The following is an 18,862-nucleotide window of genomic DNA, read 5'->3' on the forward strand; positions in this document are numbered from 1 at the left end:
CCCGTGCGGTAGGCCGAGAATGAGGGCATGAGTCAGCAGGGCGCGGGCGCGGACGACTGGTGGCAGAAGCTCTACGAGGACCCGGACGCGGTCCCGGAAGCCGACCCGGGGGACACCCTGGACAACCGCTTCCGCTCGGCGTCGGTCCTGACGACGGACCCGGTGCCGGGAGCGGACCCGGGCCCGGCGTCCGGCCCAGGACCGGGCTCGTTTACGGGCTCGGTTCCGGCGCCGCCGGGGCCCGAGCCGGTGCCCGGGCGCCCGCCGGCGCCGCCGCCCGCCGCCCCCGCCCCGCCCGCCGCGGAGCCGCTGCTCCCGGGCCCCCGCCGTTCCCCGCCCCCACCCCCGCCGGGCTGGCCGCCCGCCCCACCTCCGGCTCCGCCACTGCGGTCCGCCGCACCGCAGCCCCCGCTGCCGGGCACGGACCGGGCGCCGGGCCGGGATGCGGCCCAGCCGGGAGGGCCGCCGCAGGGGGCGCCTATGGCGGGGGCGGACCCGACCCCGGCGGCTCCGCCGTCCTATCCGGCGAGGGAGTCGGGGCCGCCGCAGCCCCCGCTGCCGGGCACGGGCCGGGCGCCGGGCCGGGGTTCGGCCCAGCCGGGAGGGCCGCCGGACGCGGCTCCGCCGGTGGGGGACTGGTCAGCCCATGTGGCCGTGCCGTCACCCGTGGCCCCGCCGGGGGAGTTCGCCCCGGCGGAGCCGACGGAGGTCCCGCCGCCCCCGGCTGCGCCGCCGGGCCCGGGGCCGGCCCCGGAAGGAGGTCCGCCGGGGCCGGGGCTGCTTCCCGGGCCGCGGGTGGCCGCTGAGCAGCAGCCGCCCGCACCGCCCGCCCCGCCCGCGCCCCCGCAGGATCCGCGGGCCGGGGGTGTCACCGGGTACGTCCTCGGGGACGTGGACGTGCCGCCGGTGCAGCCGCCCGGGCTGCCTGCCCGGCGCCGGGACGCACCGCGGCCCGGACCCGCACCCGTACCCGAGCCGGCGGAGCCGGACCGGAGGGCCGAGGTGCGTCACCTCGGCGACCGCGCGCCCACGTACGCCGCCGAGCCCGGCGCGCTCCCGCCCGCCGACCCGGCCGCACTCGACGGGCTGATCCCCGACACCGTCCTGGAGGGCGCCCGCTACGGCACGTACACCCTGCGCGCCGCCTCCCTGCGCGGGGACTCCGCCCGCTTCCGCGGCGAGGCCCGCCGGGACTTCCTGCTCACCGCCCGCTTCGGCGGCGGCGACGACGCCCTGGTCCTGGTGGCCCTCGCCGGCGGCGACCGGGCCGCCCCCGGAGCCTCCGAGGCCGCCGCCGAGCTCTGCCGGACCATCGCGGCGGCCGTCGGGCGCAGCCAGGAGCGGCTCGCCTACGACATCCGGGCCGGGCGCCGCGACGCCCTTCGCTCCGGCCTCCAGCGCCTCACCGACCGGGGGTACGGGCGGCTGCGGGCCCGCGCCGCGGAGCTGGGGCTCGCCGAGGACGCGTACACCGCCGGAGTGCGCGGGCTGCTGCTCCCGGTGGACCCCGAATGCCGGACCCGGGTGTGCTTCGGCGCGGGCGCGGGCGGGCTGTTCCGGCTCCGGGCCGGTGCGTGGCAGGACCTGGAACCGGTGGCCGGGACCGTCCCGCCCGCGGACTCCGCCGAAGCCGGCGAGCCCGCGGACGGCGGCTTCCGGTTCCGCGCGTCCGTGGCCCGCCCGGGCGACACCCTGCTGCTGTGCTCCGGCGGCATGGCCGAGCCGATGAGGGAGGAGGCGGTCCTCGTGGCCGAGCTCGCCGCGCGCTGGGCCGACCCGGAACCGCCCGGCCTCGCCGCATTCCTCGCGGACACCCAGCTCCGCCTCAAGGGCTACGCCGACGACCGCACGGCCGCCGCCGTCTGGGAGGCGTAACCGGCGCACACATGGCTGGATGGGAGGCACACGCATCGGAGAACCGGACGGGATCCGCCCGGACCGGAGACCGCGAAGGGTGCCTCCCCCATGGCCAAGCAGAACGTGGCAGAGCAGCTCGTCGACATCCTCGTGCGCGCCGGCGTCCGCAGGATGTACGGGGTCGTCGGCGACAGCCTCAACCCCGTGGTGGACGCGATCCGCCGGTCAGGTGACATCGACTGGATCCAGGTCCGCCACGAGGAGACGGCGGCCTTCGCGGCGGGCGCCGAGGCCCAGATCACCGGGCGTCTCGCCGCCTGCGCGGGCTCCTGCGGCCCGGGGAACCTGCACCTGATCAACGGCCTGTACGACGCCCACCGCTCGATGGCCCCGGTCCTCGCGCTCGCCTCCCACATCCCCTCCTCGGAGATCGGCCTCGGCTACTTCCAGGAGACCCACCCCGACCGGCTGTTCACCGAGTGCAGCCACTACTGCGAGCTGATCTCCAACCCGCGGCAGATGCCCCGCGTGCTCCAGACCGCCATCCAGCACGCCATCGGCCGCAGCGGCGTCGGCGTGGTCGCGCTGCCCGGCGACATCGCCGCCGAGCCCGCGCCGGAGAAGACGGTGGAGCACGCTCTCGTCACCGCCCGGCCCTCCGTACGCCCCGGTGAGGGAGAGATCGAGAAGCTGGTCCGCCTCGTCGACGAAGCCGACAAGGTCACGCTCTTCTGCGGCAGCGGCACCGCCGGAGCGCACGCGGAGGTGATGGAGTTCGCCGGCCGGGTCAAAGCGCCCATCGGGCACGCCCTGCGCGGCAAGGAATGGATCCAGTACGACAACCCGTACGACGTCGGCATGAGCGGGCTCCTCGGCTACGGCGCGGCCTACGAGGCGACCCACGAGTGCGACCTGCTGATCCTGCTCGGCACGGACTTCCCGTACAACGCCTTCCTCCCCGACGACGTGAAGATCGTCCAGGTGGACATCCGCCCCGAACACCTGGGCCGCCGCTCCCAGCTGGACCTCGCGGTCTGGGGGGACGCACGGGAGACCCTGCGCGCCCTGAACACCCGGGTGAAGGTCAAGACCGACCGCCGCTTCCTGGACCGGATGCTGAAGAAGCACGCGGACGCGCTGGAGGGCGTGGTCAAGGCCTACACGCGCAAGGTGGAGAAGCACACGCCCATCCATCCCGAGTACGTTGCCTCCGTGCTCGACGAACTCGCGGACGAAGACGCCGTGTTCACCGTCGATACAGGCATGTGCAATGTGTGGGCCGCGCGCTATCTTTCCCCGAACGGAAAGCGGCGCATCATCGGCTCCTTCAGTCACGGTTCCATGGCCAATGCCCTCCCGCAGGCCATCGGGGCACAGTTCACCGACCGGAACCGTCAAGTGGTGTCGCTGTCGGGCGACGGCGGTTTCTCAATGCTGATGGGAGATTTCCTCACCCTGGTGCAGTACGACCTACCCGTCAAAGTGGTCCTCTTCAACAACTCATCCCTCGGTATGGTCGAGTTGGAAATGTTGGTTTCCGGCCTGCCCTCCTACGGGACGACGAACAAGAACCCCGACTTCGCCGCCATCGCCCGCGCGGCGGGCGCCTACGGGGTCCGTGTGGAGAAGCCCAAGCAGCTCACAGGGGCTTTGAAAGACGCGTTCAAGCACCGGGGACCCGCTTTGGTGGACGTGGTGACCGACCCCAACGCCCTGTCGATCCCGCCGAGGATCAGTGCCGAGATGGTGACCGGATTCGCACTTTCCGCCAGCAAGATCGTGCTGGACGGCGGGGTGGGACGGATGATCCAGATGGCTCGATCCAACCTCCGCAACGTACCGCGCCCATAAGCCCGCAGGAGTGCGGAACCGCCCGGGGGGCATGCATCCCGTAGACCTGTTCGAGAGCAGTGGACGCGGGAGGGACATCGCCGTGCGGGTGGGGGCGAAGACAGGGAAGCCGTGGAGGAGGGGCCGGCCCGTATCGCGCGAACCGTCGGTCGAGGACGGGGGAGCGGTGGAGGGGGCGGAGATCACCCGGAGCGTGCCCCGGGCGGATCTGAAGGCCGTGGGCGAAATCCGGCGGGCACTGCGGGAGTTGATGCGCCACCGGTGCCGGACCGACAGCGCGGAGGTGGCCGAACTCCTGGTCACCGAACTCGTCACCAACGCCCTGGTGCACACCGAGCAGGGCGCGGAGGTGTCCGCGAGCCTCGCCTCCACCCGGTTACGGGTGGAGGTCCGGGACTACGCCTCCCGCCGGCCCCTGCAGTACGTACCGGCCGCCGACGACGGTACGCACGGCAGGGGGCTGATGCTGGTGCAGGCGCTCGCCGACGCGTGGGGCGTGGAGGCGGTGGAACCGGGCCGCGGCAAGGTCGTCTGGTTCGAACTGGACGGAGGGCTCGCCTGAGAAAGGCGAGCCCTCCGGGGTACGAACCGGATGTTCCGGTGCAGGACCGGTCAGCCGAACTGCTGCTCCAGGTCCTTCAGTTTGCGCTCCAGTGAGTCGAGCCGGGGGATCGTCTGGGTGTCGTCCTCGGCGGTGAGGTCCACCGTCCGGGGGCCGGTCACCTCAAGGGACTCGGTTGCGTTGACGGCCTGCAGGGAGGGCCTTCGGCGCAGGGATGGCAAGGGGTCCCGTTCCGGTATGGCCGGCTCCGCGCCGACCGGCGCGGAGCCCGTTCCGGGGGCCAGCCCCGGCATGTCGCCCTCGCGGGCGCGTGCCCGCCCGAATGCCCTGTTCTGCCGGCCCAAGGCCCTGATGTGCGCGCGGTCCAGGCGGTGTTGCTCCCGCCTGCGGTGCCGGTCGTTCTCCTTCTCCTTCTTGTCCTCGCGCACCTCGTCCACGGCCTCGTCGAGGGTGCGCACCCCCTCCAGCAGCATGAGCGACCACGCGCCGAAGGTCTCCCGGGGCGCCCGCAGCCAGCGGACCATGCGGATCTGCGGCAGCGGCCGGGGGATCAGACCCTGTTCGCGCAGCGCCGCCCGGCGGGTCTGCTTGAGGGCCCGGTCGAAGAGCACGGCCGCCGAGAGCGACATGCCGGCGAAGAACTGCGGGGCCCCGTCGTGGCCCATGCCGCGCGGCGCGTGCACCCAGTTGAACCACGCGGCCGCGCCCGCGAACAGCCAGACCAGCATGCGCGAGCCGAGGGCCGCGTCGCCGTGGCTGGCCTCGCGGACGGCGAGCACCGAGCAGAACATGGCCGCGCCGTCGAGCCCGAAGGGGACCAGGTACTCCCACCCTCCGGAGAGGTTGAGGTTCTGCCGGCCGAAGCCGACCAGCCCGTGGAAGGAGAGCGCGGCGGCTACCGCCGCGCAGCAGAAGAGCAGGACGTACGAGGCGGTTCCGTAGACGGCTTCCTTGCGCCTGCGGCGCTCCTCGCTGCGCTCCCAGCTGTCCTCGGCCGCGGCCTTCTCGCTCTCGCGCTTGCCCCGGGCCAGTACCGCAACTGCCGCAAGTACGCCCAGGATCAACAGGCTGCCGGGCAGCAGCCAGTCCAGCGATATGTCGGTCAGTCTCATGCGGATTTCCTTGCCTCGCGTCTGCGGCTGTGCGGCTTCCGGGCGCCATAGTGGCGCAGCCGGTCGGCCGTACACGCGGGATTCGGGGCAAGTGGACGCCATCGGGGGGCGGGGCCCGCCGGATAGGGTGTTGTTCTTCGAACTGGCGCCCGTACGGCCTGAGTTGAGTTCGATTACGGTCACCCCTGCGGGTGGGTTCAGGCGGTGGCGGCCGCGGTGAGCCGGGTGACGCGGTCCGCGTCGCAGGTACGGGGGCAGGTGACGCACGTGTCGTCCGGCCGGATCGTGTAGAAGAGGCAGCAGCTGGCCCGGTCCCGCGTGGGCAGCTCCGCGCCGTCCGGGCCCGTGAGGGTACGGAATCCCGCGCCCCCGGTGTACGGGGCGGTCGAGCCGGGCAGGAGCGCCTCCAGCTCGGCCATGGCCCGCTGCTCCTCGCCGAGCAGGTGGCCTGCGTACCAGAGGCTCTCGACGACCTCGTCGGTCACCATGCCCCACAGGGCGCGCCGGCCGCGCCGCATGCGCGGGCCGAAACCTTCCAGCACGGGGCCGAGGTGTTCGGCCACCGCCGCCCGCACTTCACCGCGCAGCGCCTCCTCGTCGGGCACGACACGGGCCCCCGGGAGAGCGGCAGCCGGGTCGTCCGGCAGGCAGGCGAAGCCTTCGACCCGGACGGTCATCCGGCCCAGCGTCCGGTGGAAGGCCACCTCGGAGGCAGGGAGCCGGGGCACCCGCCGGTGCAGGAACCAGGGGACCGTGATCAGCAGGCAGGCCGGCCACGCGTACCGGTGCAGCCCGAAGCTCGCGACCACGTCAGGGCGGGCCTGGCGCCCGTAGTCCCGCAGTACCTGGGCGCCGTCCCAGGCGAGGAAGGTGTCCAGGGCCGGTCCGCCCGTCGCGAGCTCGTCCGCGCCGACCCAGCCCACACCGCTGGGCGGATCTTCGTGCGCGGCCCGTTCGGTGACCCGCAGCCCGGCGAACGCCTCCGCCAGACGGGCGTACGCGTCCGCCACCGCAGAGCCGGGCGGGGCGGACGTGACGTCCTGGGTGGGGGGTACGGCCGTGACTGTCATGACGGACCACCGAATCGCGCGATCGTTAACAGGTTAGCCTTACCTTACCCGATGGCGATCAGGTCGTATCCTCAGAACAGGTCGAGACCTGTAGGAGGACCGCGTGCCGTCGATTCCGGCGCAGAAAACCGCCCGGAAGGTGCTACGCCATTCGGTGCGCGGGCAGATCCTCGACGCCCTGCGGGCGGCGCTGGTGGAGGGCGAGCTGGTGCCGGGCGAGATCTACTCCGGGCCGGCGCTGGGGGAGCGCTTCGGGGTGTCCGCGACCCCCGTACGCGAAGCGATGCAGCAGCTGGCGCTGGAGGGGGCGGTGGAATGCCTCCCGAACCGCGGCTTCCGCGTCCGCTCGCACACCCCGCGCGAGCTGGCCGAGCTGGCCGAGGTACGGGCCCTGCTCGAAGTCCCCGTGATGCTGCGGCTGGCCCGCGGGGTGCCTCCGGAGACGTGGGAGGCGCTGCGGCCGTCGGCCGTCGCGACGGCGGAGGCGGCGGCGGCGGGCGACGTGCCGGGGTACGCGGAGGCGGACCGGGCCTTCCACCGCGAGGTGCTCGCGCTGGCCGGCAACGAGCAGCTCGTCCAGGTGGCCGAGGAGCTCCACCGGCGGGCGCAGTGGCCCCTGCCGGGTGCTCCGCGGGTGCGGCGGGCGGATCTCGTCGCCGATGCGGCGGAGCATGCGGCCCTGCTGGAGGCCCTGATCGCCGGTGACCTGCCGGTGGTGGAGTCCCTCGTGCGCGAACACTTCGCGGGCGCGGCCGCCCTCTGACCCCGCGGCCCGGCTGCCGGGGCTCCGCCCCGGACCCCGCGCCTCAAACGCCGGCGGGGCTTGAAGGTGCGGCGCCGCTGCCGGCGGCTCCGCCCCCGGACCCCCTCCCCCAGACTCCGTCCGGGGGGACCCCCAGCGCCTCAAACGCCGGCGGGGCTGGATTTGCCTGGCGGCAGCCCAGAAGTGCGCGCAGCGCAACCGTGCGCCCGGCGGGGCTGGATTGCCCGCAGGGCAATCTCAGCCTCGCCGGCGATTGAGGCGCGGGGTCCGGGGCGGAGCCCCAGGTCTTTGAGCCGCGCCGGCGATTGAGGCGCGGGGTCCGGGGCGGAGCCCCAGGTCTTTGAGCCGCGCCGGCGATTGAGGCGCGGGCCGGAGCGCCGTGTCGGTTGGGGGGTTACGCCGCCGGCGAGGGGGCCGGTTGGAGTTGGTCCGCCAGCCAGGTGGGGATGCCGCCCAAGAGGTGGAAGAGGCGGCGGGCCTCCGCGCGGAGGCGGGCCGCCTCGGGTTCCGGCTCGGCCTCGGCCAGGGCGGCCAGCGCCGGGGCCGTGCCGATCAGGAAGCCCAGCTCCTCCCGGATCCGCAGGGACTCCAGGAACCCCTTGCGCGCCTCCGCCACCTCGCCGTCCCGCAGGGCCAGCGCCGCCAGGTGCCGCCAGGTGAAGGACAGCAGCAGCGTGTCCCCGTGGGCCACCGCTCCGGCGTGGGCCCGGTGGTACGCCGGACGGGCCGACTGCGGGGCGTCCGCCAGGTGCTCGGCCACCAGGCCGCGACGGAAGTCGAGCAGCGGGCGGGTCCGGGACCCGGGGGACAGCAGGGCCGCGGCCCGGCCCAGCGCCGAGCGGGCCTCGTCGGCCCGGTCGCGTACGCCGAGCACGGTGGCCGCGTACGCCAGGTGACCCCGTTCGCACGCGGCCGCGCCCCGGTCGTCGTCGTCGCGGGCCACCGCCTCGGCGACCCGCAGCGCGTCCTCGGCCTCGGCCCAGCCCTGACCCGTGAACAGGCACCGCTCGACCAGCAGCGCGGTCCGCTGCACGGCGGCTCCGGCGTGCTCCACGTGCGGCGTCAGCAGCGCAGCCGCGTCGGTCCAACAGCCGCGCGAGCGCAGCCGCCATATCGCCCGCTGGAGGGGGTCGTCTCCCCCGGTGGATCCCGCACCCGACATGGCGGTATCCGCCACATTGCCCTCCCCAAAGCAATCAAGCAGCACATCGTTGAGCCCTGGGGCGAAATGAGAGCACGGATCGGCGGCTCCGGCCAAGGGGTCGGGTGAACCTTTTCACAAAGTCCGGACGGATCATCAGCCACCCCCCGGGCCGGACCCGCCGGCCGGGGAGGTGGATCTTCTCAGCTCATGCGCAGTGCCAGGAAGAAGTCGAGCTTGTCCTCCAGCCGGGACAGGTCACGTCCCGTCAACTGCTCGATTCGCCCGACCCGGTAGCGCAGCGTGTTGACGTGCAGGTGCAGCCGCGTCGCGCAGCGGGTCCAGGAACCGTCGCAGTCCAGGAAGGCCTCCAGCGTCGGGATGAGCTCCGCCCGGTGGCGCCGGTCGTAGTCCCGCAGCGGGTCCAGCAGCCGGGCCGTGAAGGCGCGGCGCACGTCGTCCGGCACGAACGGCAGCAGCAGCACGTGCGAGGCCAGCTCGTGGTGGCCCGCCGCGCAGACCCGGCCCGGGCGGGCAGCCGCCACCCGGCGGGCGTGCCGGGCCTCCTCCAGCGCGCCGCGCAGCCCCTCTGCAGAGTGCACGGCCGCGCTGACGCCGAGCGTGAGGCGCCCGTCGTCGGCCAGACCGGCCTGCAGGGGGTCCCGGACGGCCGTGAGCAGCTCGTCGGCGTGCAGGGCCGAGTCGGGGCCCTTCTCCTCACCGCCCTCCCCGGACAGCGACGGCAGGGGGACCAGGGCGATGGCCTCGTCCGCGGCGTGGGCGACGGCGATCCGGTCCGAGGGCTCCGGTCCCGAGACGGACGGGTCGACGAGGATCTCCTCCAGCAGCGACTGGGCCACCGGGCCGCCGGGGATGTCCCCGCCGTCCCAGTCGACCCGGGCCACGACGACCTGCCAGTGCGGGGCGGCGCCCAGTCCGGGCAGCAGCACCGGGGCCGCCACCCGCAGGCGTGCGGCGATCTCGGCGGGCGGGGCACCCGTCTGGACCAGCTCGAGGACTTCCTGTGCGAGGCGGCGGCGCACCGTGCGGGCCGCGTCGCGCCGGTCCCGCTCGACCGCGATCAGCTGGGTGACGCCCTGCAGCAGGTCCAGGCGCTCGGCGGGCCAGTCACCGGCGTCCGCCTCGACGGCCAGCAGCCAGTCCGACAGCACGCTCTCGCGCACGTCCCGGGAGGCCGGACCAGCGGCTCCGCGGCCGTGTCCCCTGATCGGGAAGAGGGAGTAGGTAATACCCTGAATGGAGATCCGGTGCGGCCCCCTGCGGCCTGTCCGGACCGCCGCGAGGTGCTCACTCGCCAGCGCCGAGCAGATGCCCGGTGTCAGCGGCTCCCCGGCCCCGGCGATCTGCCGGCCCGTGGGCGAGAGCACCCAGGCCCGGAGATCGAGGTCGGTGGTGAGCAGATCCAGCACCACATCGGGTCCGCCGCCCGCCGGGCCCGAGGTCATCAGACGGCGATGGCGGTCGACGACGGCCGCAAGATCGCCCGCGCGCTCGCCGGAAACCTGGCGCACCACGTACTCGGTGATCGTGGCGAATGCAACGTCTTCGTTCACAGCGAACAGCGGCAGCCGGTTGCGCCGACAGGCTGATACCAGATCATCCGGGATGTCTCCCAGCTCCGCCTCGCCCGCGGCGAGCCCGGCGACGCCGGCGCTCGCGAGGATTCGTACGAACGGCTCTGAGTCGGCTGAATTTCGCCGCCAGGCCAGGCCGGTGAGGACGAGTTCGCCCCCGGAGAGGTATCGGCTGGGATCGCGCAGGTCGGTCGTCATGACCCCGCGCACCGTCCGGTCGAGTTCGTCCTCGCCGCCCAGCAGCCGCAGCCCCAGCGCCTCGGTTTCCAGCAGTGCGCGCAGCCGCATGATGTCGCCGCCGATCTGTCTCGAATGTTGCCGTTGGAAATCGGGCAGGTCGTTGCATCCTGCCTTTCATACGAATCTACAAGACGAGGGAGGGCGCCAGCCAACTCCTTCATGGTTTCGGTGACTGCACCCGGGGGACGCGCGGCTTGTGTACTGACTCCACACCGCATTAACAGCACGTGAACGACCGGTCGAGGGCCCCATGGACTCCTGGCTTGAAGTGAACGACACGATGAAGAAGAAGAGAGCCGCTCATGGACTTCCTTCGCCCCGCCAGCTGGGAGGAGGCGCTCGCCGCTAAGGCCGAGTTCCCCACCGCTGTGCCGATTGCGGGTGGCACCGACGTGATGGTCGAGATCAACTTCGACCACCGCCGGCCGGAGTACCTTCTGGACCTGAACCGCATCGGTCTGCTGCGGGAGTGGGAGGTCGGCGAGGACGTGGTCCGTCTGGGCGCCTCCGTCCCGTACACGCAGATCATGGAAAACCTCCGCACGGAGCTCCCGGGACTCGCGCTCGCCTCGCACACGGTCGCGTCCCCGCAGATCCGCAACCGCGGCGGCGTCGGCGGCAACCTCGGTTGCGCCTCGCCGGCCGGTGACTCCCACCCCGCGCTCCTCGCGGCGGGAGCCGAGGTCGAGGTGGAGTCCGTACGCGGCTCTCGCCTGATCCCGATCGACGAGTTCTACACCGGCGTCAAGCGCAACGCGCTCGCCGCCGACGAGCTCATCAAGACCGTCCACGTCAAGAAGGCGGACGGCCCCCAGCAGTACTCCAAGGTCGGCTCCCGCAACGCGATGGTCATCGCGGTCTGCGCGTTCGGTCTGGCACTGCACCCGCAGACCCGCACGGTCCGCACCGGCATCGGTTCGGCGGCGCCGACCCCGATCCGTGCGAAGGCCGCCGAGGAGTTCCTGAACGCCGCGCTCGAAGAGGGCGGCTTCTGGGAGTCCGGCAAGGTCATCACCCCGTCGATCGCCAAGCAGTTCGGTGACCTCGCCTCCGGCGCGGCCAACCCGATCGACGACGTCCGCGGCACGGCGAAGTACCGCCGTCACGCGGTTGGCATCATGGCTCGCCGCCAGCTCGTCTGGACCTGGGAGCAGTACCGCGGTACCGGCAACGGCCGCTCGCTTGAAGGGGCTGCGTAATCATGCGCGTCAATTTCACTGTCAACGGCCGTCAGCAGGAAGCCGACGACGTGTGGGAGGGCGAGTCCCTTCTCTACGTCCTGCGCGAGCGCCTGGGCCTGCCGGGTTCGAAGAACGCCTGTGAGCAGGGCGAGTGCGGTTCCTGCACCGTCCGTCTCGACGGCGTGCCGGTGTGTTCGTGTCTGGTGGCCGCCGGTCAGGTCGAGGGTCGCGACGTCGTGACCGTCGAGGGCCTGGCGGAGTTCGCCAAGCAGCGCGAGGAGCACGGCCACGGAGGTGCCTGCGGCACCGGCGGCGGCTGCGGCGGCAAGGGCGTGTCCCTGGACGCGGCCAAGCAGTGGCAGGCGCACGGGCGGGCGGGTGACTCGCAGACCGGCGAGGGCGTGGAGCTCTCCAACATCCAGCAGGCGTTCATCGACGCCGGCGCCGTCCAGTGCGGTTTCTGCACCCCGGGCCTCCTGGTCCAGGCCGACGCGCTGCTGGAGGAGAACTCCTCCCCGTCCGACCAGGACATCCGTGAGGCCCTGTCCGGCAACCTGTGCCGCTGCACGGGCTACGAGAAGATCCTCGACGCGGTCCGCCTCGCGGCCGCCCGTCAGGCAGAGGCGGTCTGACCATGGCCCAGAACACGCGCACGGTTCCGGCGGGCAAGCCGACCAACGTCACGCAGAAGCACAACAAGGGCGGCATCGGCGAGTCCACGCTCCGCCCGGACGGCACCCTCAAGGTCACCGGTGAGTTCGCGTACTCCTCGGACATGTGGCACGAGGACATGCTGTGGGGCCAGACCCTGCGCAGCACCGTCGCCCACGCCGAGATCGTCTCCATCGACATCTCCGAGGCTCTCGCGATGCCCGGCGTGTACTCGGTGCTGACGTACGACGACCTGCCGGCCCAGATGAAGAACTACGGCCTGGAGATCCAGGACACCCCGGTTCTCGCCAACGGCCGGGTACGCCACCACGGTGAGCCGGTCGCCCTCGTGGCCGCCGACCACCCGGAGACCGCCCGCCGCGCGGCCGCCAAGATCAAGATCGACTACCGGGAGCTGCCGGTCGTCACGGACGAGGCCTCCGCCCTCGCCCAGGACGCGCCGCTGATCCACGAGGGTCGCGACGACCACCACTCCGGTCACGTCCCGCACCCGAACATCGTGCACCGCCAGCCGATCATCCGCGGCAACGTGGAAGAGGCCCGCAAGCGCGCCGACGTCATCGTCGAGGGCGAGTACACCTTCGGCATGCAGGACCAGGCCTTCCTCGGCCCGGAGTCCGGCCTGGCCGTGCCCTCCGAGGACGGCGGTGTCGACCTCTACGTCGCCACGCAGTGGCTGCACTCGGACCTCAGGCAGATCGCCCCCGTCCTCGGTCTCCCCGAGGAGAAGGTGCGCATGACGCTGTCCGGCGTCGGCGGTGCCTTCGGTGGTCGCGAGGACATCTCGATGCAGATCCACGCGTGCCTCCTGGCCCTGGCCACGAACAAGCCGGTCAAGATCGTCTACAACCGGTTCGAGTCCTTCTTCGGCCACGTGCACCGTCACCCGGCGAAGCTCTACTACGAGCACGGCGCCACCAAGGACGGCAAGCTCACGCACATGAAGTGCAAGATCGTCCTCGACGGCGGCGCCTACGCCTCGGCCTCCCCGGCCGTCGTCGGCAACGCCTCGTCCCTCTCCGTCGGCCCGTACGTCATCGACGACGTCGACATCGAGGCGATCGCGCTCTACACGAACAACCCGCCCTGCGGCGCGATGCGCGGCTTCGGCGCCGTCCAGGCCTGCTTCGCGTACGAGGCCCAGATGGACAAGCTCGCGGCGAAGCTGGGCATGGACCCGGTCGAGTTCCGCCAGCTGAACGCCATGGAGATGGGCACGATCATGCCCACCGGCCAGGTCGTGGACTCCCCGGCCCCGGTCGCGGAGCTGCTGCGCCGGGTCAAGTCCCGCCCGCTGCCGCCGGAGCGCCAGTGGGAGAGCGCCGGCGAGGGTGCGGACGTCCGCGCGCTGCCCGGCGGTCTGTCCAACACCACCCACGGCGAGGGCGTCGTCCGCGGCGTCGGCTACGCGGTCGGCATCAAGAACGTCGGCTTCTCCGAGGGCTTCGACGACTACTCGACCGCCCGCGTGCGCCTCGAGGTCATCAACGGCGAGCCCGTCGCGATGGTCCACACGGCCATGGCGGAGGTCGGTCAGGGCGGTGTCACCGTCCACGCGCAGATCGCCCGTACCGAGCTGGGTGTCACGCAGGTGACCATCCACCCGGCCGACACGCAGGTCGGCTCCGCCGGTTCCACGTCCGCCTCGCGGCAGACGTACATGACCGGTGGCGCCGTGAAGAACACCTGTGAGGCCGTGCGCGAGGCCGTCCTGGAGATCGGGCGCCGCAAGAACGGCTCCTACCACCCGGCGTGGGCCACCGCCGAGCTGCTGCTCGAAGGCGGCAAGGTCGTCACCGACGGCGGCGAGGTCCTCGCGGACATCGCCGACATCCTGGAGGGCGAGGACGCGATCGACCTGGAGCTGGAGTTCCGGCACCGGCCGACCGTCGCCTTCGACCTGAAGACCGGCCAGGGCGACGGCCACGTCCAGTACACCTTCGCCGCGCACCGCGCGGTCGTCGAGGTGGACACCGAGCTCGGCCTGGTCAAGGTCGTCGAGCTGGCGACCGCCCAGGACGTCGGCAAGGCGCTGAACATGCTCTCCGTGGTCGGCCAGATCCAGGGTGGCACCACCCAGGGCCTCGGCGTGGCGATCATGGAAGAGATCATCGTGGACCCGAAGACCGCGAAGGTGCGCAACCCCTCCTTCACGGACTACCTGATCCCGACCATCCTGGACACCCCGACCATCCCGGTCGACGTCCTGGAGCTCGCCGACCCGAACGCGCCGTACGGCCTTCGCGGTATGGGCGAGGCCCCGACCCTCTCGTCCACCCCGGCCGTCCTCGCGGCGATCCGGCAGGCGACCGGTCTGGAGCTCAACAAGACGCCGATCCGTCCGGAAGCCCTCACGGGCACCCTCTAGGACGGCATGGTCCGGGGGCCGCGAGGCCCCCGGACCCCCTCAGACTCTCCGGGTGGTGCGACATGGGAACGTCACACTTCGCAACGCACCGCCCGGAGTACGAAGTGCCGCACCGCTCGCGGTTCGCTTCCCCCCCCGCAGTACCCCTGCACCCAGCAACACCCCAGCAGTACCGGAATACCAGCGGTAACCCCCGCAGTACCCGCAGTACACGCAGAACTTTCGCGTCGCCTCGGGCCGTCACCCCGGGTCGTGCAGCCAACGCATTTTCCCAAATCCCGCGTCTCCAATCTTTATGCGGGTGCCCCTTTGAACCTTGGGAGTTAGGCACCATGACCCAGTCGTCTGTGGAGCCCAAGACCACCGCGGAAGAGGCCGGCGACGGCACTCGCACTCCCGCCGGGCGTTCTTGGCTCGACCGGTACTTTCACATAACGCACAGAGGATCCAACGTCGGCAACGAAGTTCGTGGCGGTATCACGACCTTCATGGCCATGGCGTACATCCTCCTGCTCAACCCGCTGATCCTCTCCGGCAAGGACGTCGCCGGAAACACGATGGCCCCCGCGGCCCTCATCACGGCCACGGCGTTCGCCGCGGCCCTGACCACGCTGCTGATGGGCTTCGTCGGCAAGGTGCCGCTCGCCCTGGCCGCCGGGCTCTCCGTCTCCGGTGTGCTGGCCTCGCAGGTCGCCCCCCAGATGACCTGGCCGCAGGCCATGGGCATGTGCGTGATGTACGGCGTCGTGATCTGTCTCCTGGTCGTCACCGGCCTCCGAGAGATGATCATGAACGCGATCCCCCTCGCGCTCAAGCACGCCATCACCATGGGCATCGGCCTGTTCGTCGCCCTCATCGGTCTCGTGAAGGCCGGCTTCGTGGGCCGGGGTCCCGAGTTCGGCCCCCCGGTCCAGCTCGGTTCGGTCGGTGAACTCGCCGGCTGGCCCGTCCTGCTCTTCTGCGTCACCCTGCTCGCCATCTTCATGCTGCAGGCCCGCAAGGTTCCCGGCGCGATCCTGATCGGCATCGTCGGCGGAACCGTCCTGGCGGCCATCCTCAACGTCATCGTCGACATCGACCCCAAGGCGTGGAAGAACGGCCCGCCGGAGCTGTCCGGCTCGGCGGTCTCGATGCCCGACTTCTCGCTCTTCGGCAAGGTCGAGTTCGGCGGATGGGGTGACGTCGGCGTCATGACGATCGGCATGATCGTCTTCACGCTCGTGCTCGCCGGCTTCTTCGACGCGATGGCCACCATCATCGGCGTCGGCACCGAGGCCAAGCTCGCCGACGACAAGGGCCGCATGCCGGGCCTGTCCAAGGCCCTGTTCATCGACGGCGCCGGTGGCGCCATCGGTGGCATCTCGGGCGGCTCCGGCCAGACCGTGTTCGTCGAGTCCGCCACCGGCGTCGGTGAGGGAGCCCGCACAGGCCTCGCCTCCGTCGTCACCGGTCTCTTCTTCGCCGCCTGCCTCTTCTTCACCCCGATCACGCAGATCGTCCCGGGTGAGGTCGCCTCCGCGGCCCTGGTCGTCATCGGCGCGATGATGATGCAGAACGCCCGCCACGTGGACTGGGCCGACAGCGCGACCTCGATCCCGGTCTTCCTGACCGTCGTGATCATGCCGTTCACCTACCAGATCACCGCTGGTGTCGCCGCCGGTGTCATCTCCTACGTGGCCATCAAGGTCGCGCAGGGCAAGGCCCGGGAGATCGGTGCCTTCATGTGGGCGCTGACCGGCATCTTCCTGGTCTTCTACGCCCTCCACCCCATCGAGGCGTGGATGGGCGTCAAGTAGGCAGGCCCGCGCAGAACGCCTGACCCCTCCACTCATCCGATACTGGAACCCGAACCCCTCCGAGGAGGCCGCACATGCTGGACATCGCCGAAGAACTGAACCGGTGGGTCGAGCAGGGACGTGACTTCGCCGTCGCCACGGTCGTGGCGGTCGGCGGGAGCGCACCCAGGCAGCCCGGGGCCGCACTCGCCGTCGACGGCGAGGGCACGGCCATCGGCTCGGTATCCGGCGGATGCGTGGAGGGCGCGGTGTACGAGCTGTGCCGACAGGCGCTGGAGGACGGCGAGACCGTCCAGGAGCGCTTCGGCTACAGCGACGACGATGCCTTCGCCGTGGGCCTGACCTGCGGCGGCATCATCGACATCCTCGTGACCCCGGTCCCCGTGGGCTCTCCCGTACGGGAGGTCTTCGCGGCCGGACTGGCCGCCGCCGCCCGTGGGGAGGCGGCGGCGGTCGCCCGGATCGCCGAGGGCCCGGCCGAGCTGATGGGCCGCGCCGTACTCGTCCGTACCGAAGGCGCCTACGAGGGCGGCTTCGGCGGACACCCCGAGCTGGACCGCACCATCGCCGAAGAGGCCCGCGCCATGCTCGACGCCGGCAGGACCGGTGTGCTGGAGATGGGCGCCGACGGCCGGCTCTGCGGAGAGCCGCTCAAGGTGCTCGTCGAGTCCAGCGTCCCGCCCCCGCGGATGATCGTCTTCGGTGCCATCGACTTCGCCTCCGCCCTGGTGCGGATCGGCAAGTTCCTCGGCTACCGGGTCACGGTGTGCGACGCGCGGCCGGTGTTCACGACGAAGACCCGCTTCCCCGAGGCGGACGAGATCGTCGTCGACTGGCCGCACCGCTACCTGGAGACCACCGCCGTCGACGGCCGGACCGTCCTGTGCGTGCTCACGCACGACGCCAAGTTCGACGTGCCGCTCCTCGAACTGGCCCTCCGGCTCCCCGTCGCCTACGTCGGCGCCATGGGCTCCCGCCGCACCCACGAGGACCGCAACAAGCGGCTCCGCGAGGTCGGCGTGACCGAGCTCGAACTCGCCCGGCTGCGCTCCCCGATCGGCCTGGACCTCGGCGCCCGCTCCCCGGAGGAGACCGCGCTGTCCATCGCCGCCGAGATCGTCGCGAACCGCCGCGGCGGCACCGGCGCCGCCCTGTCCGGGGCGCACATCCCGATCCACCCCGACCTCCAGGCCGCCCCGACCACGGTGATCGGCCGGCTCGGCTCCGTCGCTTGAAGAGGTGACGCGGGAAGGTGAGCAAAGGGCGCACCCCGTAGGGGTTGCGCCCTCTTCGTGTTCCGCCTATTTTACCGGCCGGTAACAGGAGGCACCCTCTCCATCCCTTCCCCCCACCGGAGTTGAACGGATGTCACGTACCCTCCGCACCCTGGGCGCGCTCGCCGCGGCCACCCTGCTGACCTCCTTCGCGCCGGCGGCGGCCGCGCCCGGAGACGGCCTGCGCGAGGTGCTCTTCGTCGGGAACAATTGGGAGGGGACCGCCGACGTCCTCGCCTCCACCGGCGATCTCGCCAAGGTCGGCCGGATCAACGTGATCCCCGACAAGGAGGAACGGCTCCGGGAGATCTACCTCAACCCCGTGAAGCTCGGCTTCTTCCTGGGGATCCGCGCCACGGCGGGGGAGGGCCACGACCAGTTCGTGGACGACATGTACACCACCCCCGACGGCTCGGCGGTCGTCGCCTCCCGGCCCAGTTTCGCCGACGTCGTCTCGGTCGACGTGCGGACCGGGCGGATCAACTGGCGCTTTCCCGTCGCCGGTTACCGCGCCGACCACATGGCCGTCTCGCCGGACGGCACCCGGGTCGCCGTATCGGCTTCCACCGCCAACACCGTGCACGTCCTCGACATCGCCACCGGCCGGCAGGTCGGCTCCTTCAGCACCGGCGACAAGCCCCACGAGAACACCTTCACCCGAGACGGCCGCTTCCTGTGGAACAGCTCCATCGGGGACGTGACCTCCGCCCTCGACGCGCCCTGGCTGGACTGGACGAAGGGCGACCGGAAGATCACCGTCGTCGACGCGCACACCTTCGCCCCGGTCCGGGTGATCGACATGCGGGAGCGCCTGGACGCCTTCGGCCGCAAGGACCTGTCGGACGCCGTGCGCCCCGTCTCCTTCAGCCCTGATGAGTCGAAGCTCTACTTCCAGGTGTCGTTCTTCAACGGCTTCCTGGAGTACGACGTGACCACCGACCGGATCACCCGCCTCAAGACCCTCCCCGAGAACCCCGCCACCCCCACCGACCGCACCAAGTGGGTCAACGACTCCCGCCACCACGGCATGTCCATGAGCCCGGACGGGACCAAGCTCTGCATCGCGGGCACCATGGACGACTACGCGACCGTCGTGGACCGGGCCACCCTCGCCGAGGGGCCGCTCGTGCCCGCCGACAAGCCGTACTGGGCCACCGTCGACGGCGACGGCACGGCCTGCGTGATCTCCGAGAGCGGCGCCGACCGGGTCACGGCCATCGACTTCGCCACCGGCGCCAAGCGGGTATCCGTCCCCGTCGGAGACCACCCGCAGCGGGTCAGGATCGGCCACGTCCCGGCGGGCTGGACCGGTACCGCCGCCCGGTAGCCGCGACGGCCGGGGCGGGCCACGACGGCCACGACGGCCGGGGCGGGCGAGCG

Annotated in this window: 14 protein-coding genes; 10 read left to right on the forward strand and 4 right to left on the reverse strand. The window is 72.0% G+C overall.

Annotation, left to right across the window (positions count from 1 at the left end):
• Window positions 1-27 precede the first annotated feature (27 nt).
• The 3 genes from AB0D48_RS23595 (at window position 28) to AB0D48_RS23605 (ending at window position 4,270) form a co-directional block, all read left to right on the forward strand.
• The gene (locus tag AB0D48_RS23595; protein ID WP_362400212.1) at window positions 28-1,875 is read left to right on the forward strand and encodes a protein phosphatase 2C domain-containing protein; all 1,848 of its coding nucleotides are present in this window, start codon (window positions 28-30) and stop codon (window positions 1,873-1,875) included.
• Between the two features lie 90 nt (window positions 1,876-1,965).
• Window positions 1,966-3,708 (forward strand): pyruvate dehydrogenase, encoded by a 1,743-nt coding sequence (locus AB0D48_RS23600; RefSeq protein ID WP_362400215.1) that lies wholly within the window; start codon window positions 1,966-1,968, stop codon window positions 3,706-3,708.
• 31 nt (window positions 3,709-3,739) lie between these two features.
• Window positions 3,740-4,270: an ATP-binding protein gene (locus tag AB0D48_RS23605; RefSeq protein ID WP_362400218.1), complete on the forward strand. Its 531-nt coding sequence runs from the start codon at window positions 3,740-3,742 to the stop codon at window positions 4,268-4,270.
• 50 nt (window positions 4,271-4,320) lie between these two features.
• Here AB0D48_RS23605 and AB0D48_RS23610 read toward each other — a convergent pair whose 3' ends face one another.
• Both AB0D48_RS23610 and AB0D48_RS23615 read right to left on the reverse strand, forming a co-directional pair.
• Entirely contained in the window at window positions 4,321-5,382 is a 1,062-nt protein-coding gene (locus AB0D48_RS23610) for a DUF2637 domain-containing protein (protein ID WP_362400221.1), read from the reverse strand.
• Window positions 5,383-5,579: 197 nt separating this feature from the next.
• A complete protein-coding gene (locus AB0D48_RS23615) occupies window positions 5,580-6,452 on the reverse strand; it encodes a (2Fe-2S)-binding protein (protein ID WP_362400224.1) in 873 nt (290 codons plus the stop codon).
• A 103-nt stretch (window positions 6,453-6,555) separates the two neighbouring features.
• Between AB0D48_RS23615 and AB0D48_RS23620 the strand changes: the two genes are divergently transcribed.
• Complete coding sequence (locus tag AB0D48_RS23620) at window positions 6,556-7,215, forward strand: GntR family transcriptional regulator (RefSeq protein WP_362400227.1); 660 nt, start codon at window positions 6,556-6,558, stop codon at window positions 7,213-7,215.
• A gap of 394 nt (window positions 7,216-7,609) precedes the next feature.
• Here the strand turns inward: AB0D48_RS23620 and AB0D48_RS23625 are convergent, their stop codons facing one another.
• Window positions 7,610-8,392, reverse strand: a complete 783-nt coding sequence (locus AB0D48_RS23625) for a hypothetical protein (protein WP_362400230.1) — start codon at window positions 8,390-8,392, stop codon at window positions 7,610-7,612.
• Between the two features lie 167 nt (window positions 8,393-8,559).
• Window positions 8,560-10,239: a PucR family transcriptional regulator ligand-binding domain-containing protein gene (locus tag AB0D48_RS23630; protein ID WP_362400233.1), complete on the reverse strand. Its 1,680-nt coding sequence runs from the start codon at window positions 10,237-10,239 to the stop codon at window positions 8,560-8,562.
• A gap of 254 nt (window positions 10,240-10,493) precedes the next feature.
• Here AB0D48_RS23630 and AB0D48_RS23635 point away from each other — a divergent pair, with 254 nt between their 5' ends.
• From AB0D48_RS23635 to AB0D48_RS23660, 6 genes are all read left to right on the forward strand, one after another.
• The gene (locus AB0D48_RS23635) at window positions 10,494-11,390 is read left to right on the forward strand and encodes a xanthine dehydrogenase family protein subunit M (protein ID WP_362400236.1); all 897 of its coding nucleotides are present in this window, start codon (window positions 10,494-10,496) and stop codon (window positions 11,388-11,390) included.
• 2 nt (window positions 11,391-11,392) lie between these two features.
• A complete protein-coding gene (locus AB0D48_RS23640) occupies window positions 11,393-12,004 on the forward strand; it encodes a (2Fe-2S)-binding protein (RefSeq protein ID WP_362400239.1) in 612 nt (203 codons plus the stop codon).
• A gap of 2 nt (window positions 12,005-12,006) precedes the next feature.
• Window positions 12,007-14,412 (forward strand): xanthine dehydrogenase subunit D, encoded by a 2,406-nt coding sequence (pucD, locus tag AB0D48_RS23645; RefSeq protein WP_362400242.1) that lies wholly within the window; start codon window positions 12,007-12,009, stop codon window positions 14,410-14,412.
• 332 nt (window positions 14,413-14,744) lie between these two features.
• Window positions 14,745-16,208 carry an NCS2 family permease gene (locus AB0D48_RS23650; protein WP_362400245.1) on the forward strand — a complete coding sequence of 488 codons (1,464 nt, stop codon included), beginning with the start codon at window positions 14,745-14,747 and terminating at the stop codon, window positions 16,206-16,208.
• Window positions 16,209-16,282: 74 nt separating this feature from the next.
• Window positions 16,283-17,443 (forward strand): XdhC/CoxI family protein, encoded by a 1,161-nt coding sequence (locus AB0D48_RS23655; RefSeq protein WP_362400248.1) that lies wholly within the window; start codon window positions 16,283-16,285, stop codon window positions 17,441-17,443.
• Window positions 17,444-17,573: 130 nt separating this feature from the next.
• Window positions 17,574-18,809 (forward strand): YncE family protein, encoded by a 1,236-nt coding sequence (locus AB0D48_RS23660; RefSeq protein WP_362400251.1) that lies wholly within the window; start codon window positions 17,574-17,576, stop codon window positions 18,807-18,809.
• Window positions 18,810-18,862: the final 53 nt, after the last annotated feature.

This window comes from Streptomyces sp. NPDC048269 (assembly GCF_040652395.1).
GTDB lineage: Bacteria > Actinomycetota > Actinomycetes > Streptomycetales > Streptomycetaceae > Streptomyces.

What these genes read in the sequence shown, in the direction of transcription:
- AB0D48_RS23615 (WP_362400224.1), bottom strand. Translation starts at nt 6,452, where the DNA reads ATGACAGTCACGGCCGTACCCCCCACCCAGGACGTCACGTCCGCCCCG.
- AB0D48_RS23610 (WP_362400221.1), bottom strand. Translation starts at nt 5,382, where the DNA reads ATGAGACTGACCGACATATCGCTGGACTGGCTGCTGCCCGGCAGCCTG.
- AB0D48_RS23655 (WP_362400248.1), top strand. Translation starts at nt 16,283, where the DNA reads ATGCTGGACATCGCCGAAGAACTGAACCGGTGGGTCGAGCAGGGACGT.
- AB0D48_RS23635 (WP_362400236.1), top strand. Translation starts at nt 10,494, where the DNA reads ATGGACTTCCTTCGCCCCGCCAGCTGGGAGGAGGCGCTCGCCGCTAAG.
- AB0D48_RS23660 (WP_362400251.1), top strand. Translation starts at nt 17,574, where the DNA reads ATGTCACGTACCCTCCGCACCCTGGGCGCGCTCGCCGCGGCCACCCTG.
- pucD (WP_362400242.1), top strand. Translation starts at nt 12,007, where the DNA reads ATGGCCCAGAACACGCGCACGGTTCCGGCGGGCAAGCCGACCAACGTC.
- AB0D48_RS23650 (WP_362400245.1), top strand. Translation starts at nt 14,745, where the DNA reads ATGACCCAGTCGTCTGTGGAGCCCAAGACCACCGCGGAAGAGGCCGGC.
- AB0D48_RS23600 (WP_362400215.1), top strand. Translation starts at nt 1,966, where the DNA reads ATGGCCAAGCAGAACGTGGCAGAGCAGCTCGTCGACATCCTCGTGCGC.
- AB0D48_RS23630 (WP_362400233.1), bottom strand. Translation starts at nt 10,239, where the DNA reads ATGCGGCTGCGCGCACTGCTGGAAACCGAGGCGCTGGGGCTGCGGCTG.
- AB0D48_RS23595 (WP_362400212.1), top strand. Translation starts at nt 28, where the DNA reads ATGAGTCAGCAGGGCGCGGGCGCGGACGACTGGTGGCAGAAGCTCTAC.
- AB0D48_RS23605 (WP_362400218.1), top strand. Translation starts at nt 3,740, where the DNA reads ATGCATCCCGTAGACCTGTTCGAGAGCAGTGGACGCGGGAGGGACATC.
- AB0D48_RS23640 (WP_362400239.1), top strand. Translation starts at nt 11,393, where the DNA reads ATGCGCGTCAATTTCACTGTCAACGGCCGTCAGCAGGAAGCCGACGAC.